This is a genomic window from Mesobacillus maritimus (genome assembly GCF_044803185.1).
Lineage (GTDB): Bacteria > Bacillota > Bacilli > Bacillales > Cytobacillaceae > Mesobacillus_B > Mesobacillus_B maritimus_B.
The window spans coordinates 3,710,850-3,726,177 of record NZ_CP085225.1; the positions used below are offsets into that span (position 1 = coordinate 3,710,850).

Annotated in this window: 19 protein-coding genes; 1 reads left to right on the forward strand and 18 read right to left on the reverse strand. The window is 41.1% G+C overall.

All coding sequences use genetic code 11. The features are described 5' to 3' along the window. Positions 1-28: 28 nt before the first annotated feature. From LG336_RS17910 to LG336_RS17985, 16 genes are all read right to left on the reverse strand, one after another. Positions 29-988: an alpha/beta hydrolase gene (locus LG336_RS17910; protein ID WP_404328852.1), complete on the reverse strand. Its 960-nt coding sequence runs from the start codon at positions 986-988 to the stop codon at positions 29-31. 92 nt (positions 989-1,080) lie between these two features. Further along, complete coding sequence (locus LG336_RS17915; protein WP_404328853.1) at positions 1,081-1,656, reverse strand: TetR/AcrR family transcriptional regulator; 576 nt, start codon at positions 1,654-1,656, stop codon at positions 1,081-1,083. A 90-nt stretch (positions 1,657-1,746) separates the two neighbouring features. Beyond that, a complete protein-coding gene (locus tag LG336_RS17920) occupies positions 1,747-2,919 on the reverse strand; it encodes a thiolase family protein (protein WP_404328854.1) in 1,173 nt (390 codons plus the stop codon). 42 nt (positions 2,920-2,961) lie between these two features. After that, positions 2,962-3,735, reverse strand: a complete 774-nt coding sequence (locus LG336_RS17925; protein WP_404328856.1) for an SDR family oxidoreductase — start codon at positions 3,733-3,735, stop codon at positions 2,962-2,964. A gap of 20 nt (positions 3,736-3,755) precedes the next feature. Further along, positions 3,756-4,961, reverse strand: coding sequence for an acyl-CoA dehydrogenase (locus tag LG336_RS17930; protein WP_404328858.1), 1,206 nt, complete (start codon positions 4,959-4,961; stop codon positions 3,756-3,758). A gap of 215 nt (positions 4,962-5,176) precedes the next feature. Continuing rightward, on the reverse strand, positions 5,177-5,575 hold the full coding sequence (locus LG336_RS17935) for a PaaI family thioesterase (protein ID WP_404328860.1): 399 nt from the start codon (positions 5,573-5,575) through the stop codon (positions 5,177-5,179). Between the two features lie 48 nt (positions 5,576-5,623). Beyond that, entirely contained in the window at positions 5,624-6,007 is a 384-nt protein-coding gene (locus LG336_RS17940; RefSeq protein WP_404328862.1) for a PaaI family thioesterase, read from the reverse strand. Between the two features lie 26 nt (positions 6,008-6,033). Continuing rightward, entirely contained in the window at positions 6,034-6,960 is a 927-nt protein-coding gene (locus LG336_RS17945; RefSeq protein WP_404328863.1) for a ketopantoate reductase family protein, read from the reverse strand. A 91-nt stretch (positions 6,961-7,051) separates the two neighbouring features. Further along, positions 7,052-7,819, reverse strand: coding sequence for a class II aldolase/adducin family protein (locus tag LG336_RS17950; RefSeq protein ID WP_404328865.1), 768 nt, complete (start codon positions 7,817-7,819; stop codon positions 7,052-7,054). Positions 7,820-7,860: 41 nt separating this feature from the next. Then, a complete protein-coding gene (locus tag LG336_RS17955; protein WP_404328867.1) occupies positions 7,861-8,262 on the reverse strand; it encodes a MaoC/PaaZ C-terminal domain-containing protein in 402 nt (133 codons plus the stop codon). Beyond that, positions 8,259-8,705, reverse strand: coding sequence for a MaoC family dehydratase N-terminal domain-containing protein (locus LG336_RS17960; protein ID WP_404328869.1), 447 nt, complete (start codon positions 8,703-8,705; stop codon positions 8,259-8,261). Before LG336_RS17960 ends, LG336_RS17955 begins: the two co-directional genes overlap by 4 nt. 26 nt (positions 8,706-8,731) lie before the next feature. Continuing rightward, positions 8,732-9,496 carry a 3-oxoacyl-ACP reductase FabG gene (gene fabG / locus LG336_RS17965; protein ID WP_404328871.1) on the reverse strand — a complete coding sequence of 255 codons (765 nt, stop codon included), beginning with the start codon at positions 9,494-9,496 and terminating at the stop codon, positions 8,732-8,734. Positions 9,497-9,556: 60 nt separating this feature from the next. Continuing rightward, the gene (locus tag LG336_RS17970) at positions 9,557-10,735 is read right to left on the reverse strand and encodes an acyl-CoA dehydrogenase family protein (RefSeq protein ID WP_404328872.1); all 1,179 of its coding nucleotides are present in this window, start codon (positions 10,733-10,735) and stop codon (positions 9,557-9,559) included. Between the two features lie 301 nt (positions 10,736-11,036). Next, entirely contained in the window at positions 11,037-11,471 is a 435-nt protein-coding gene (locus tag LG336_RS17975) for a peptidylprolyl isomerase (protein ID WP_404328873.1), read from the reverse strand. A 541-nt stretch (positions 11,472-12,012) separates the two neighbouring features. Continuing rightward, the gene (locus LG336_RS17980; RefSeq protein ID WP_404328874.1) at positions 12,013-12,522 is read right to left on the reverse strand and encodes a mismatch-specific DNA-glycosylase; all 510 of its coding nucleotides are present in this window, start codon (positions 12,520-12,522) and stop codon (positions 12,013-12,015) included. Positions 12,523-12,559: 37 nt separating this feature from the next. Continuing rightward, positions 12,560-12,808 carry a hypothetical protein gene (locus tag LG336_RS17985; protein ID WP_404328875.1) on the reverse strand — a complete coding sequence of 83 codons (249 nt, stop codon included), beginning with the start codon at positions 12,806-12,808 and terminating at the stop codon, positions 12,560-12,562. Between the two features lie 111 nt (positions 12,809-12,919). Here LG336_RS17985 and LG336_RS17990 point away from each other — a divergent pair, with 111 nt between their 5' ends. Continuing rightward, positions 12,920-13,063 (forward strand): hypothetical protein, encoded by a 144-nt coding sequence (locus tag LG336_RS17990; RefSeq protein WP_404328876.1) that lies wholly within the window; start codon positions 12,920-12,922, stop codon positions 13,061-13,063. A 598-nt stretch (positions 13,064-13,661) separates the two neighbouring features. Here LG336_RS17990 and LG336_RS17995 read toward each other — a convergent pair. Further along, entirely contained in the window at positions 13,662-13,895 is a 234-nt protein-coding gene (locus LG336_RS17995) for a hypothetical protein (protein WP_404328877.1), read from the reverse strand. 169 nt (positions 13,896-14,064) lie between these two features. Continuing rightward, the gene (locus LG336_RS18000) at positions 14,065-15,282 is read right to left on the reverse strand and encodes an iron-containing alcohol dehydrogenase (protein ID WP_404328878.1); all 1,218 of its coding nucleotides are present in this window, start codon (positions 15,280-15,282) and stop codon (positions 14,065-14,067) included. Positions 15,283-15,328 lie beyond the last annotated feature (46 nt).

Here is a 15,328-nt window from a genome sequence, read left to right on the forward strand (position 1 = left end):
AACTTCACGGAGTTTACCTTCCAAATTCCTATCGATTGTCTGAGTGACTTATATCAGCTGTGAATTTTGCTTTTAATTCGCTAGCGATTTCACTTACAGCTTTTTTCCCATCACTAACGAACTCTGTCATTCCGAGAAAACCATGAATCATTCCTGGGTAGCAAACATATTTTACTTCAACACCAGCATCCTTTAATTTTGTTGCAAAGGCTTCGCCTCCATCACTTAAAGGATCAAATTCAGCGGTCATTATGTAGGCAGGTGGTAATTGTCGGGTAGCAGCATCCGGGATTAGCAACGGTGCAGCTAGTGGACTTACTGTATCATCCTCACTCGTTAAATATTGATTTCGGAACCAAGCCATTGTCTCTTTCGTTAAATAATACCCCTCACCATACTTCTCATAAGATTCTGTATATTCAAACCCGGTGGAAGGATAGAGCAACATTTGGTAAGCAATAGCAAGGTCCTTTCTTTCAACAGCTAAGTAGGATACGGCAGCAGCGAGATTTCCACCGGCACTATCTCCACCAACAGCAATGCGTTTTGGATCAATTCCAAGTTCAGTTGCGTGATCATATGTCCACTTTGCAGCAAGGTAGGCATCTTCTACTGGTTCAGGAAACTTACTTTCAGGGGCAAGACCATAATCAACAGAAACGACGATACAGCCTGATTCTGCCGCCACAGTATGGCAAAGGGCGTCATGAGTTTCAATGTTTCCAATTACCCAGCCACCACCATGGTAATAGACCAGTGCGCCGGTATCACCATTTACTTCAGGAGTATAAATCCGAATAGCTATTTCTTTTTCACACCCCTGAATTTTCTTATCCTCTGTGCTCACCTTTATTTCTGCCTTGCTCATTAATTTAGCTGAAGCTTCAAAAGCCTGGCGTGCTTCCTGAACGGTTAGTTGTTCTAGTCGAGGAAGCCCTCTTGACTCCATCATCTGTAACAAGAATTGAACCTGAGGATGCAATCCCATTTCTAACCCTCTCCCTATTAAATAATTTTATATAAACTCAATTATGAATCTTCAGACATAAATGAGTAGTAAAATCATATTATAGTAGTGCATCATCTTAGTTTATCGTTTTTTACGCCTTCTAAGATGATATTCGTAAACATTTGGGCAAGCTCTTCTTCTGAGATTTCACCTTCCGGATTGTACCAATAATAAGTCCAATTTATAATTCCAAGTATTCCAAACGTCAGCATATCTGCTGGAATCGTATCCTTAAATTCTCCTTGGCGAATCCCTTTCTCAATCAACTCTTGGTATCGCTTGCGAAACAGATTCCGCTTTCCCTTGATTTCTTCAACATGCTTCTCACTAAGATGCCTAACCTCACGGGTAAAAATCCTCGCGCTCTCACGATTGCTCCCAATATTGCTAATCACCATTAAAATTAGCCCATATAACTTTTCAATGCAGTCTTTATTGGAATCTTCTAAAATGACTTTCTGTTGCTCTATAAGATCATCAATATAGGTTAGATGAATGTCCTTTAGCAATTCCTCTTTACTTTTGAAATAGTAGTAAAAAGTGCCTTTTGTTACATTCAATTCCTCAACAATCTCCTTTATCGATGTACCTGTAAATCCTTTCTTATCGAATAACTGTATACTGGTTTCAACAATTCTCTCCTTCATGGCAGTGCCCCTCGCTAACTTCGAAAAAGATACAAGATAGTAAGGCTGGATACTGGATAAAAATCCAGCATCCCTCCTGTTCCCATAAAACTATCTTTCATTTTCGATGATCGTTGCAATTCCCTGACCGCCACCAATGCAAGCGGTAATTAGAGCATAACGGCCACCTGAACGCTTCAGTTCATATATTGCCTTAGTGGTTAATATCGCCCCAGTTGCACCTAGTGGATGCCCATGGGCAATTGCACCGCCATTTACATTGACCTTTTCCATATTCATGTTCAATTCACGATTACAAGCAAGAACTTGGGCGGCAAATGCTTCATTAATTTCAATCAGATCCATATCCTCAAGCGACAATCCAGATCTCTCTAATACCTTTTTCGTTGCTGGGACAGGACCTATCCCCATAATATTCGGATCTACTCCTGCAACAGCATGCGCCCGAACTGTTGCCAGAGGAGTAACCCCTAACTCCTCCGCTTTTTCACGTGACATAATCACAACTGCAGAAGCTGCGTCATTTAAACCTGAAGAGCTTCCTGCTGTAACAGTCCCATTTTGAATAAATGCAGGAGGCAACTTTGCTAGCGCATCGATTGTTGTTTGTGGTCTCGGATGTTCGTCTGTTTTAAAAATAATCGGCTCTCCTTTGCGAACAGGGATGGTAATTGGAACAATCTGTTCATCAAAGCGTCCCTCAGCCATTGCCTGTGCCATCCGCTGTTGACTCTGAAGAGCGAACTCATCCTGCTCTTCTCTAGTTACCTTGTATTTCTCAGCAAGGTTTTCTGCGGTAATACCCATTGGCGGGTCACCAATTTCTTCAGGAGATAGCTGTGATTTCCTGAAACTTGGAGGTACTGCATTATAGGGCTTCTCAGCACGGTCCATAAGATAGGGTGCTCGACTCATGCTTTCAGTACCGCCCGCAACATAGATATCGCCATCCCCTGCTTGTATTGCCTGTGCTGCAAGATTAATAGCATTGATTCCAGAACCACACTGTCGGTCAATTGTTAGCCCTGGAATATTAATAGATAACCCTGTCTGTAACGCTGTCAGCCGTGCAATATTTCCACCACCACTTAATACGTTACCAAAAATAACATCATCAATCTGATCTGGGTCAACCTTAGCGCGTTTAACTGCTTCCTTAATGACTTCAGCACCGAATACATGTGCAGGCACAGAGGCTAGTGCACTCCCCTGTCTACCAATTGCTGTACGAACAGCTGAGACAATCACCGCGTCTCTTTTCATCTAGTACATTCCCCCTTTAAGGTATTGGTCCGTGTCCAAGATTTACATAGCGTTCGTTCCGCCATCAACAACTATGGTTTCGCCTGTCATAAAATCAGAAGCTTTGGAAGCAAGTAACAAGGCAATCCCTTTTAAATCACTTTCGGTACCATATTTTCTCAAAGGAGTGCCCTCTAAGATACTGTTCCCGCCTTTTTCTAACAAGCCCTTAGACATTTTTGTTGGAAAGAATCCAGGCGCAATGGCGTTAACATAGATTCCTTTAGGTCCCCATTTAACAGCTAAGTCCTTGGTGAAGGTGATCACTGCCCCCTTACTTGCATTGTAGCCAATCGCATCCATAACTTCAGGCCTTGACCCTTTAAATCCAGCAACGGAAGCGATGTTGATAATTTTTCCATATTGCTGCTCAATCATCACTTTCCCAACTGCTTGGGACATGAGGAATGTTCCTGTTACATTCACATTCATCACTTTATTCCAAGCTTCTAGCGGCATTTCTTCCGCTGGTGCTCCCCATGAAGCACCACTATTGTTCACAAGGATGTCAATGCGACCAAACTTATCAAGCGCCACCTTCACAACCCTATTTACGTCCTCTTGACTTGTTACATCACATTTTAATGCAATTGCCTCAACACCAAGTTTCTTCATTTTCTCTGCCACTTCTACACATGCTTCTTCTTTTCGTGAGCAAAGAACAAGATTTGCTCCAGCTTCTGCAAATCCTTCGGCAATTTGTTCTCCGAGTCCTCTTCCGCCCCCTGTGATGATGGCCGTTTTTCCTGTTAAATCAAATAAATCTTTGATATGCACGGTTGACTTCCTCTCTTAAATTAAAGGTATTTTTTAAGCTCGTGTCTAGCAATCGCACGACGGTGAACTTCATCCGGACCATCTGCAAGTCTTAAAGTTCGAATGTTTGCCCAGCTTGCTGCAAGTGGAGTATCTTCACTTACACCAGCAGCTCCAAACGCTTGAATTGCACGGTCGATAACGTTTAACGCCATATTTGGAGCAACAACCTTGATCATCGCAATCTCGGCTTTGGCTTCCTTATTTCCGACTTTATCCATCATATCTGCTGCTTTTAAGGTTAGAAGTCTTGCCTGTTCAATTTCAATTCTTGAATCAGCAATCCATTCCTGAATAACACCTTGTTGTGCCAATTTCTTTCCAAATGCTTCACGTTCTTGAACACGCTTACATAGTAATTCTAACGCACGTTCTGCCGCACCAATTGTTCTCATACAATGATGGATTCTGCCAGGTCCTAGTCTACCCTGTGCAATGGCAAACCCTTTTCCTTCACCCCAAAGCATATTAGAGGCTGGTACACGAACGTTTTTATATTCAATTTCCGCATGGCCATGTGGAGCATGGTCATAACCGAATACTGGTAGAACTCGTTTAATAGTCACTCCTGGAGTGTCAAGTGGTACTAGAATCATAGATTGCTGTTCATGCTTAGGTGCATCGGGATCATTCTTCCCCATTACAATTGCAATTTTACAGCGTGGATCACCTGCACCTGAGGACCACCATTTTGTTCCATTAATCACGTAATCGTCACCATCACGGATGATGCTCGCTTCAATATTAGTAGCATCAGAGGAAGCGACATCTGGTTCTGTCATTGAAAAGCAGGAACGAATTTCACCATTTAGCAATGGTTTCAACCATTTTTCTTTATGTTCTTCCTTACCATAACGGACAAGTACTTCCATGTTTCCTGTATCTGGTGCCGCACAGTTGAATACTTCCGGAGCAATGCTTGAGCGCCCCATTATTTCGCAAAGTGGTGCATATTCAAGATTGGTCAGACCAGCACCCAATTCGCTTTCAGGGAGAAATAAATTCCAGAGCCCGTTATCTTTTGCTTTTTGTTTAAGTTCTTCCATAATAGGAGGAACTTTACCAAAGCGATCCTGAGGATCTATTTGCTCATAATATAATTTTTCATTTGGGTACACATAATCTTCCATAAACTTAGTTAGTTTCTGTTGGAGCTCTTTTACCTTATCAGAATAAGTAAAATCCATTTAGAACACTCCCCATTATTATTCATTTTCGCCTACTAACTAGTCGGTATGTAACTACCAACAATAATAAACAAAATTTTTGCAATATTCAACAGCGAATTTTGTCGTTTTATTTATTATTTTTCGAGTCTCGTTCTCCCACTACAACACTACTAATTACTAAGTCCTATCATAAATTCTTTTATTATAATAGTTTAACACCATACAATACATGATTATCTTTTAATCTTATAAACCCCTGAACCCTTTGCGATCAATACACCTCGTTCATCAACAATCTCCGATTCCACCGCTGCTATTTTATATCCTTGTTGAATGATTCTTGCATTAGCAGTAATCAAACCTGAGTTGATTCCGGTAACATAATGGACATTTAAATTCAGTGCCGTAACATTTGTTTGATAAACGGATTTGAGCGCAACTGAATGAACAGTATCTAGCATCGATGCATGCACCCCACCATGCAGGTTTTGTTGGATATTTAGATGCCTAGAATCGATTGAAAGTTTTACTACTATATCTTTTCCATCTTGCGCCATTGCTTCAAAGCCAAGATGGTTTAGAAACGGGTTTTTATCAAACCAATCAATCATTTTGTGTTCGACAGCGGTCACTACACATCACCTCCTTTCCTAATTTCGACAAAATCCCGTTTTTTACTATTATTTTTGATTCAGCTTAAACGATCCTGTTGCCTTCGCGATTAAATTTTTATCCTGGTCATAAATCACACCATCGGCCGTTACATATTTTCCATCACGATGTAGAATTATGGTTTCAGAGGTATAATTGGGTTTGGCTTCTAAATCAAAATAGCTTAGATTCAAGTTTATTGTGGTCGCAAATGAGTCAGTCTGTCTTGAGATGGTTGCTCCCATCATAATATCAAGCATAGTCGCAAAGACACCCGGATGAACTGTCCCATCGTCCTGAAGTAAAAAGGCATTAAGAGGGAGTTCGAGCTCAAAACCAGTTTCAGAGGTTTCATCCCCAATAAAACCTAGATAATCATAAAAAGAGGATATTGTACTCTTTGTCTCCTCCATCGGTCTCCTCCTTTCACTTTCTTCCTTTAATGTCCTAAGCGTTTGGTTTCTTCTATTCTAAGTAGAGAATAAATCGTTTCTACTACTGGTGTTTCAATACCTAGTTCCTTCCCTTTTCTCACAACATACCCACAGATGGATTCAATTTCCATTGGTTTCCCGTTCCGTTTATCTTGAAGCATTGAGGTTTCATGATGTCTAGCAGGCTCACTTTGCTTAATCATCTGATTAGCGAGAGTGTCTTCTAACGGGATTCCCGCTTTTTTGGCAACTGCAATCGCTTCCCTACCAATTCGTTCCGCTGTGATTCTTAACCCGTCATCATCCAAAATGTCGCCAACTTTTCCTTCAACTAAAGCAGAAAGCGGATTAAACGTTATATTCCAGAGGAGTTTTTTCCACTTAACTTTCAAGATATTACTAGAAACATGGCAAATGATGCCCGCAGAGTTCATTAGCTCACTCACTTCTTTAACAATTGGTAAATTACTTTCGGATGATAAAGCACCTATTACTAGTTTAGTAGGATTCTCAATTTGTTTAACAACACCTGGCTCCTTCATATGTGCCTGAATATAAGTAGCCGCAGACAAAATTCGCTCTGCTCCGAAAAGCTCACGAAGAACCTCCTCATTATCAACGCCATTCTGTAAAGTAAGAATATAAGCATCTTCCTTTAAAATTGGAACCAGTTGGGTTGCTACTTCCTTCGTAGCCGTCGCCTTTACACAAAAGAGGATAAGGTCGGAATCAAAAAGCGAATCGTACCTGTTGGTAAAAATACCTGTAGCTGTAAAATTCCCCGCAATACTCTCTACGGTAATCCCGCCATTACGTTTCATTGCCTCGAGATTTTGCCCTCTTGCTACAAAAGTGACCTCGTGCCCAGCCTTGCTTAAGAAGGATCCAAAATAACCACCCACAGCACCTGAGCCAACTACACCAATCTTCATAAATCAAACATCCTTCCGGTTGAGTTAAATATGTATTTACATCATTTAAGGAAAAGGCGAAGCTGCGCTCTGCGCCCTTCGCCTTTATCTTTTAATCCAGCAAATCTGGCTGTTCCTTAACGATTCTGTTCCACAATGGCTGGAATTGGAACCAACCCGCATTGCTACTACCAACCTGATTGTAAGCCGCTTGAGCCCCTTCATGATCGATTAAAATGGGGGTGCCGGCAGCCTGAGCCAGCAGCTGGGCTTGACAAGACCGCTCCATCGTAATAAACCACCAAGCAGCTTCATCTACGGATTTCCCCACCGTCAATAAACCATGATTTCGGAGAATACATGCTTTTTTATCTCCTAGAGCGACACCGATTCGACGTCCCTCCTCAAGATCATGCACGACGCCGGTATAATCATCAAATAGTGAATGATCATGATAAAAAGCGCAAGCATCTTGTGTAATTGGATCTAGTAGCTGCCCAAGTGCTGACCAAGTCTTCCCATATACTGAGTGGGCATGGGCCGCTGCAATTACGTCGGGCCGAGCAGCATGTATTTGTGAATGAATCGCAAAAGCCGCTCGGTTAACAGGTAGTTCTCCCTCGACGACTTCTCCTTCATGGTTGCATAAGATTAGGTCAGAAGCTTTAATTAAGCTGAAGTGAACACCAAACGGGTTGACCCAAAAATGGTCTTTACGTTCAGGATCCCTCGCCGTAATGTGCCCCGCAACTCCTTCATCAAAACCAAATTTTGAAAACAATCGGAACGCTGCAGCCAATCGTTCCTTTAAATGCTGCCGTTCCTCTTCCACTGTCTGGAAAACAGGTGGCTTAAAGCTCACCTTTGCTTTTACAGTCATAAAATCCTCCATTTCCCGCCACTATAAAAGATAAGGATATCTTAAAAGAGTCTATAGACGACATTGCCCTTCAATACAGGCTTACCCTCTTGGTTTTCAGCAAGCACATCGAATTTTAAAAGATTTTCATCACGTTCCCTTAGCTCAGCCTTTAATGTAACAACATCATTTAAAAAGACCATACCACGGAATCGGATCGAATAATCCTGGATAAATCCTTCTTCATAATAAGTAGTAAATAGTTTTGCTAGATTTCCCATTGTCCACATACCGTGAGCAATAATTCCAGGTAAGCCAGCTTTTTTTGCTTCTTCATCAATCGTATGAATTGGATTGAAATCACCGGAAGCACCAGCATATTTGATCAAGTCAATTCGAGACACTGGATCTAGCTGAATTTCATTCAGGGTATCCCCAACATACAACTCTGCAATCTTTGTCATACCTGCTGCACCTTCCTATAAGCTTCAGAAAGAATAACAATTGATTTAGACGTAAAAATCGTTTTGCCATCCTTGTCCTCGCCATTATTTTCTAATACAACAAAACCCATATTGCCCAAAGCCCCTGGCTTTTCATAATAATCGGATACTTTGGCATAACAATAAACATCTTCCCCAACTAAGAGTGGTCGCTCATAATGGTAAATTTGCTCACCATGGATTAAACCCTTATTAGGAAGGTTTAAACCCTCAATCACTCCATAATCAAATACTCTTGCGAAAGTTGGTGGAGCAATATTTTGACCAAAACGCGACTGCTTGCCTACCTCCTCATCAAGGTAAATCGGATGCATGTCCCCAACGGCTTCGGCAAATTTTTTCACCGCACCACGTTCGACAGAATTTTTCACTTTCGTTGAGGCTTTGCCAATCATTTCCTTCATCTACATGTCACCTCATATTTATAAAATTAGTTTTTCGGTCCACCAGCGACGTAAATTACCTGACCGTTAACAAATCCAGACTTTTCATCTGCAAAGAACGCAACAGCATTTGCAATATCTTCTGGCTTTCCGCTTCTTGCAACCGGAATCGCTGCAACACTTGCATTAATAAGGTCATCAAACGAAATACCAATCCTGCGTGCTGTTTCTTTTGTCATGTCTGTTTCGATAAATCCCGGAGCAATTGAGTTTGCTGTAATCCCGAATTTCCCTAGCTCAATTGCCAACGTTTTTGTAAAGCCTTGTAAACCAGCTTTAGCAGTTGAATAGTTTGCTTGCCCTCTGTTTCCAAGCGCAGATGTAGAAGAGATATTAATGATTCGACCATACTTTTGATCAACCATGTATTTTTGAACCGCTTTTGTTGCAAGGAATGAACCTTTTAAGTGTACATTCATGACAGTATCCCAATCGTTTTCTGTCATTTTAAATAGCATATTGTCGCGGATAACACCCGCATTATTCACAAGTATATCTACAGAGCCAAGAGTGTCAACGATTTCCTTAACCGCTGTTTCTACTTGTTCTGCATCGGTAACACTAGCAACCTTTGAATATACCTCAACGCCTTTTTCTCTGAGTTCTGCAGTTGTCTGAGCTAAAGCTTGCTCATCCAAGTCGATAAAGGCAACCTTTGCGCCTTCTGCTGCGAAAAGCTCGACGATACCCTTTCCAATTCCCCTGCTTCCACCTGTTACAAATGCAACTTTTCCTTCAAATCTTCCTGCCATACTAATTTCCTCCTTCTATCTACTAAACTCGCAACTATTAGATAGCGCTTACAAACTATATTATATGAATTGTCCTAATTTCACATGACCTTTAAGTAAGTTTCTTGAAATGATGACTCTCTGAATCTCATCTGTTCCATCATAGATTCTCCAAAGTCTAGCTTCACGATACCAACGCTCAAGTGGTAATTCTCTTGTATAACCCATACCACCATGAATTTGCAGGGCACGGTCAATGACTCTGTTCCCCATATTGGCACCATAAAGTTTTGCCATTGATGCAAGATGACGGTTGTCTTCGCCTTGATCCAATGTATAAGCTGCATTTAAAACTAACCAACGAGCGGCATCAATTTCAACAGCTGAATCAGCAATCATAATTTGAATCGCTTGACGGTCAGCAATTGGCTTTCCGAACGTTTCACGCTCTTTTGCATAGTCGATTGACATTTGCATCACACGCTCTGCTGCACCAACAGCACGTGCACCAACGATCCATCTAGCAAAACCAATCCATTCAAGCCCTAAGTTATAACCCTTATTCAACTCACCAAGGATATTTTCTTCAGGTACACGAACATTGTCAAAAACTAATCCAGCTGGACCCCATTCACCCATTGTATGTATATACTCGGATTTCCAGCCCATATCGCGGTCAACGATAAAGCATGTCACACCCTCGCGTCCTCTTGTTGCCTTATGGAGTTCTTTATCCGTAATCGCAATAGCCATAACGAAATCGGCTTCGTTTCCGCCAGTGATGAATGTTTTTTCTCCGTTTAGGACCCATTCATTTCCATCTTTGACAGCTGTCATTTTGATGTTTTGTGTATCAGAACCAGCTCCAGGCTCGGTCATTGCAAAGCAAGATTTCTTATCACCATTAATCGTTGGGATTAAGTACTTTTTCTTTTGTTCTTCATTTGCGTAGTAAAGAATGTTATCCGCAGAACCACCAAAACTAAATGGAACAAATGTTTTCGATACTTCCATGTATACAAGTGCCAACATCATTTGGCCGAGGTCAGCTCCACCATATTCTTCAGGTGTGTTGATTCCCCAGAATCCAGCTTCTTTTGCTTTTTGACGAAGCTCATCCAATTTACCGGGAGGTAGACTTGACTTCCCTTCTCTCTCTCTCCTTAATACTTCATTTTCAAGAGGTATCAGTTCCTTTTCCACAAATTTGCGGATTGTTTGTTGAACCATTTTTTGCTCATCCGTAAGGCGTAATTGCATGTTTTCATCCCCATTCCTTTTTTGATTGTAGAGATTTACTATAAGGGTTATGCTAGTACCTTCTTTTTCATACCAACCAGTAGGTATGTATATCTCTATTCTATTTTGAACTTTCTGAAAAAACAAGTCTTAATTTGTAAATTATTGATTATTGTTAGGGGTTTTGTAAGGACAGATCCTGATATAGAGGCAGCGGGAAGATAAAACTAGCCACCGAAAATATATATGAGTACTGAGGCCCGAGCATTCACTAAAGCAAAAAAAAATCCCTCATAAGTAGAGAGATTTTTAAAAAATGCTATTAGTCTTCGATCACAACTTTTTCCATTACATCGCCGTTTCTCATCGCTTTTGCCGCTTCCAAACCAGATGTAACCTTGCCAAATACAGTATGAACACCATTCAAATGAGGCTGTGGCTCATGAACGATGAAGAATTGGCTTCCACCTGTATCTTTTCCCGCATGGGCCATTGATAATGAACCTGCTTCATGCTTGTGGGGATTTCCTTCAGTTTCACATTTGATTGTGTAACCAGGACCACCAGTCCCTGTTCCGTGAGGACAACCGCCCTGTGATACGAAACCAGGAATGACACGATGGAAAGTTAATCCATCATAAAACCCTTTCTTTGCAAGAGTCTCGAAATTTTCGACTGTTCCCGGAGCTTCATTTGGGTATAATTCAAACTCAACTTTATCTCCGCTTTTCATTTGTATGTATCCTTTTTTTGCCATGTAAAACAACTCCTTATTTTTGAATCTAAATTATCATACCACTTTTTATCTTAAAAATAAAAGGACTTGTCCTCTTAGGTATCGAGAAACTCGACAGTCTCTTATTTTATTGATTTGTTTAATAATTCTCCCGCGTTAATTCGTTTAATGCAGTTAATATACATAGTCTAGTTTATGCTACTGTCTGTTGATTTCCACTCTAGGCGCTTCGCTTTCCGCGGGCGTTGCGGGAAGCCTCCTCGGCGCTTAAGCGCCTGCGGGGTCTCCCCATGCCCCGTACTCCCGCAGGAGTCTTCGCGCCTTCCGCTCCATTCAACAGAATTCAACTAATAGGGATTCCACACACAATAAATAAAAAATAGTGAATTAGAATTTTAACAAAAGAGGAATTAGGGTGTATATTTCCACCGTATATATGTTAAAATATAAGTGCTCCTTCCGATCTTTCGCTCGTTGCGGGACACTTAACCACTGTACGGACGGAAGGAGCCCTGCTTTTGCAGGTTACAATTGAAGGTCAGCAAACTAGAGCGTGTTTTCTCTAGTTTTTATTTTTTAATCCCACTAATTGATGATAAATCTGTACGATTTCCTCAAGTTTCATCCGTACAAGTCCGCTTGATGAAGGAGCAACAAAGTCAACAATTCCTTCAATCACCGGTTCTTCTTGCACACCCCAACCCATTTTCCTTTTCCCGCTGTATTCTTGATATACACCTTTTCCAACAAAGCAAGCAATCTTTGGACGGTAATACTCTAGCTTCGATTTTAGTTTTTCTCTACCTATTCGATATTCTTCCTTCGTAATTTCATCAGCGGCTTTAGTTGGTCTAGCAACGATATTGGTAAGTCCATATCCGAAGTCAACCAGTGTCGCATCTTCATCAGCCTCAAATTTTCTATATGTAAGTCCCGATTCATATAATATTTTCCAAAAACGATTATTTGGATTCGCGTAATGGTGTCCTGTTTCCCCGGACCGAATACTTGGATTGAATCCAATAAAAACGATATCAAGATTTTGTTTTAGGTGGTCACCGATACTTTCCATTTATCTCCCTCATTCTTACCTATTTTTCTTCGTTTCGTTAATTTCTCGGAAAGAGTCTAATATCATTTTTTTCGTAAATGTACCTAAACACTCTTAGCTGATAGAGCATTTCATCAAAGCATTGATTTTCTGTGTCTTCGTAGGAATATGCATCAAGGTAAGCTCTCAAGACGTCTTCTTGGAGGTTCTCCGCTAAACCCGTCACCCAAAATTTATACTGATGTTTTTCATAAATATTTGACCATCCGCAATTATCAAAAATCTCTTCCATTTCACTACTTTCCATTTTCATCCTCCTTCATCCAATTAGTATTTCCGGGTCACGCTAATTCAATCGTATTCATGCTTAATCTAGCCGAAAAAGGAAATGATAACATGGTAAAAAGGAGATGATGAAATGAAGGAAAAACAGAAGGAGTTTCAGGATGTCGTGCTTCCTAATGAAAATAGTCAAGGAGAGCATAGCTTGATTTGTAATGAAGATTTATTCTACGCAGAACTAAGGGCTGCTGCAGAGGATTCTGAAAAGGAAGAAAACTAATCATCTTATCGAATGCTCAATTAAAACCCCTCTAATTGCCCAAACTCGTCTAGATAAGTACCGAACGGGGAATTAGAGCCTCTCTAATTCCCCGAACTCGTCTAGATAAGTGCCGAACGGGGAATTAAAGCCCCTCTAATTGCCCGAACTGATCTAGATTAGCCCTGAACGGGGAATTAAAGCCCCTCTAATTGCCCGAACTGATCTAGATAAGTACCGAACGGGGAATTAAAGCCCCTCTAATTGCCCGAACTGATCTAGATTAGCCCTGAACGGGGAATTAGAACCTCTCTAGTTGCCCGAACTGATCTAGATTAATGCCGAACGGGGAATTAGAGCCTCTCTAATTGCCCGAACTGATCTAGATTAATGCCGAACGGGGAATTAGAGCCTCTCTAATTGCCCGAACTCGTCTAGATAAGTGCCGAACGGGGAATTAAAGCCCCTCTAATTGCCCGAACTCGTCTAGATAAGTGCCGAACGGGGAATTAAAGCCCCTCTAATTGCCCGAACTGATCTAGATTAACGCCAAACGAGTAAATAGAGCCAAAATAAAAGGATGCCTTTTTATTTAAAGGCATCCTGCATTTATGCTATCTTATAGTCGCTCATCACTGTAATTTTCAGCGCGCTCTTCTTCTCTTTCAAGATACCAATGTTTCACTTGTGTCAATATTGAAAATAAGAGGAAGAAATTCATAGCCCAGACACTAACAAATGGGGAAATCCCGCCAAACTCAATGGTTTGGTACCCTTTGAATAGCATTACAATATAGGATTCTATGAACACGAGGATAAACCCTGCAACACCAGCAACAGACATCCGAACCATTTTATTCAGCCCCTATACTAATTTTTCTTGTTAAGGAAATAATACCGCATGATTTTAAGGATAGCAATAAAAATGTTCAAAATATAGACAAAAACTTTTAGCAATTTCGTGAAAAAGTTATAAAAAGAGGTGCATATCCGCACCTCTTTTGTTATAATTTATTATTTTATTAGTTATTGACCCTAGACGGAACGACACGTTGGCCTACTGCGGCAATGAGTTCTTTTGGCATCGGAAAGTTAACCGCAGCTGGATCCTTGCTCACTGCCGGTATCGCTTTCGCTAAGTCTTCTTCTGTTAGACTGTAGGCAGCAAAGTCCCTAGGCAATCCTGTCTTTTGTTGTAATAGCCTTATTTTTTCTACAGTCTTTGCCAATATCGTCTGCGAATCATCTCCACTTAACACTTCTACTCGAAGAGCCTCCGCTAGCTCCTTGATTTTTGGCAAATAAAGCTGTGGCACTGATTCCATAACAACAGGCAAAAAGACAGCGTTTGCTAAACCGTGTGGGATTCGGAACAATGCGCCATAAGCATGGGCAAAATTATGAACTGGAATGGCATTTAAGGCAAAGCTAAATGCGGTAATCCCCATTAGACTTGCCTGGAGCATCTCCATTCTAGCATCCACATTCTCTCCGTTTGCGACTACCTCCGGCAAATTCTTCTCAATTAAACGAATTGCATGTAAAGCATGGGCATCTGTCAATGCATTTGACGTAGGAGAAGCAAAGGCTTCAATCGCATGTGTCAATGCATCAAATCCAGTAAATGCTGTAATTGCTGGTGGAAGGCCCACGGTCAAATCAGGATCCAACACCGCCATATCCGCTGAGATAAATGGGTTAATAATATTTGTCTTCATTTGTATTTCTTCATTAAAAATAACGGCGATAGGAGAAACTTCAGACCCTGTTCCTGCTGTTGTCGGAATTGCGATATGTGGAATCGGGATATGATTTGCCTTTGGGAATTGCTCCATGACAAATCCGCCAGGAATCGCTTCCTTAATGTCCGCCAGACCGTGATGCAATGCATACTTAACACCTTTAACTGTATCTAGAACACTTCCTCCTCCGACAGCTAATAATCCATCTGCGCCAATTTCACGTGCATAGCGAGCCGCCTCGTTAACACTTTTACTTTCAGCGTCCTGAGCAATATCCAGGTAAATACCTGCAAGTTCCGGACCTGACCCTTTTGTAGTTAAAGAAAAAATCTGCGCAACCTTCTCTACGATTCCAGCCTTCTCGAGGCCTCTATCACTTAATAACAACACTCGTTTTGCACCAAGCCCTTTAAAAAGACTTGGAACGATTGCCCTTGTATTTGAACCACTATAAATTGCAGTACGTAGCATGAATTCAGACATTGTTCTTGTTTGCATTTATTCTCACCTCTAAATAATATTTTTATAGATTCCTTTATCGCTA

Excerpts from the sequence above, each read along its gene's own strand:
- LG336_RS17910 (WP_404328852.1), bottom strand. The coding sequence starts at position 988 with ATGGGATTGCATCCTCAGGTTCAATTCTTGTTACAGATGATGGAGTCA.
- LG336_RS17915 (WP_404328853.1), bottom strand. The coding sequence starts at position 1,656 with ATGAAGGAGAGAATTGTTGAAACCAGTATACAGTTATTCGATAAGAAA.
- LG336_RS17920 (WP_404328854.1), bottom strand. The coding sequence starts at position 2,919 with ATGAAAAGAGACGCGGTGATTGTCTCAGCTGTTCGTACAGCAATTGGT.
- LG336_RS17930 (WP_404328858.1), bottom strand. The coding sequence starts at position 4,961 with ATGGATTTTACTTATTCTGATAAGGTAAAAGAGCTCCAACAGAAACTA.
- LG336_RS17940 (WP_404328862.1), bottom strand. The coding sequence starts at position 6,007 with ATGGAGGAGACAAAGAGTACAATATCCTCTTTTTATGATTATCTAGGT.
- LG336_RS17945 (WP_404328863.1), bottom strand. The coding sequence starts at position 6,960 with ATGAAGATTGGTGTAGTTGGCTCAGGTGCTGTGGGTGGTTATTTTGGA.
- LG336_RS17950 (WP_404328865.1), bottom strand. The coding sequence starts at position 7,819 with ATGACTGTAAAAGCAAAGGTGAGCTTTAAGCCACCTGTTTTCCAGACA.
- LG336_RS17955 (WP_404328867.1), bottom strand. The coding sequence starts at position 8,262 with ATGACAAAGATTGCAGAGTTGTATGTTGGGGATACCCTGAATGAAATT.
- LG336_RS17960 (WP_404328869.1), bottom strand. The coding sequence starts at position 8,705 with ATGAAGGAAATGATTGGCAAAGCCTCAACGAAAGTGAAAAATTCTGTC.
- fabG (WP_404328871.1), bottom strand. The coding sequence starts at position 9,496 with ATGGCAGGAAGATTTGAAGGAAAAGTTGCATTTGTAACAGGTGGAAGC.
- LG336_RS17970 (WP_404328872.1), bottom strand. The coding sequence starts at position 10,735 with ATGCAATTACGCCTTACGGATGAGCAAAAAATGGTTCAACAAACAATC.
- LG336_RS17975 (WP_404328873.1), bottom strand. The coding sequence starts at position 11,471 with ATGGCAAAAAAAGGATACATACAAATGAAAAGCGGAGATAAAGTTGAG.
- LG336_RS17980 (WP_404328874.1), bottom strand. The coding sequence starts at position 12,522 with ATGGAAAGTATCGGTGACCACCTAAAACAAAATCTTGATATCGTTTTT.
- LG336_RS17985 (WP_404328875.1), bottom strand. The coding sequence starts at position 12,808 with ATGGAAAGTAGTGAAATGGAAGAGATTTTTGATAATTGCGGATGGTCA.
- LG336_RS17990 (WP_404328876.1), top strand. The coding sequence starts at position 12,920 with ATGAAGGAAAAACAGAAGGAGTTTCAGGATGTCGTGCTTCCTAATGAA.
- LG336_RS17995 (WP_404328877.1), bottom strand. The coding sequence starts at position 13,895 with ATGGTTCGGATGTCTGTTGCTGGTGTTGCAGGGTTTATCCTCGTGTTC.
- LG336_RS18000 (WP_404328878.1), bottom strand. The coding sequence starts at position 15,282 with ATGCAAACAAGAACAATGTCTGAATTCATGCTACGTACTGCAATTTAT.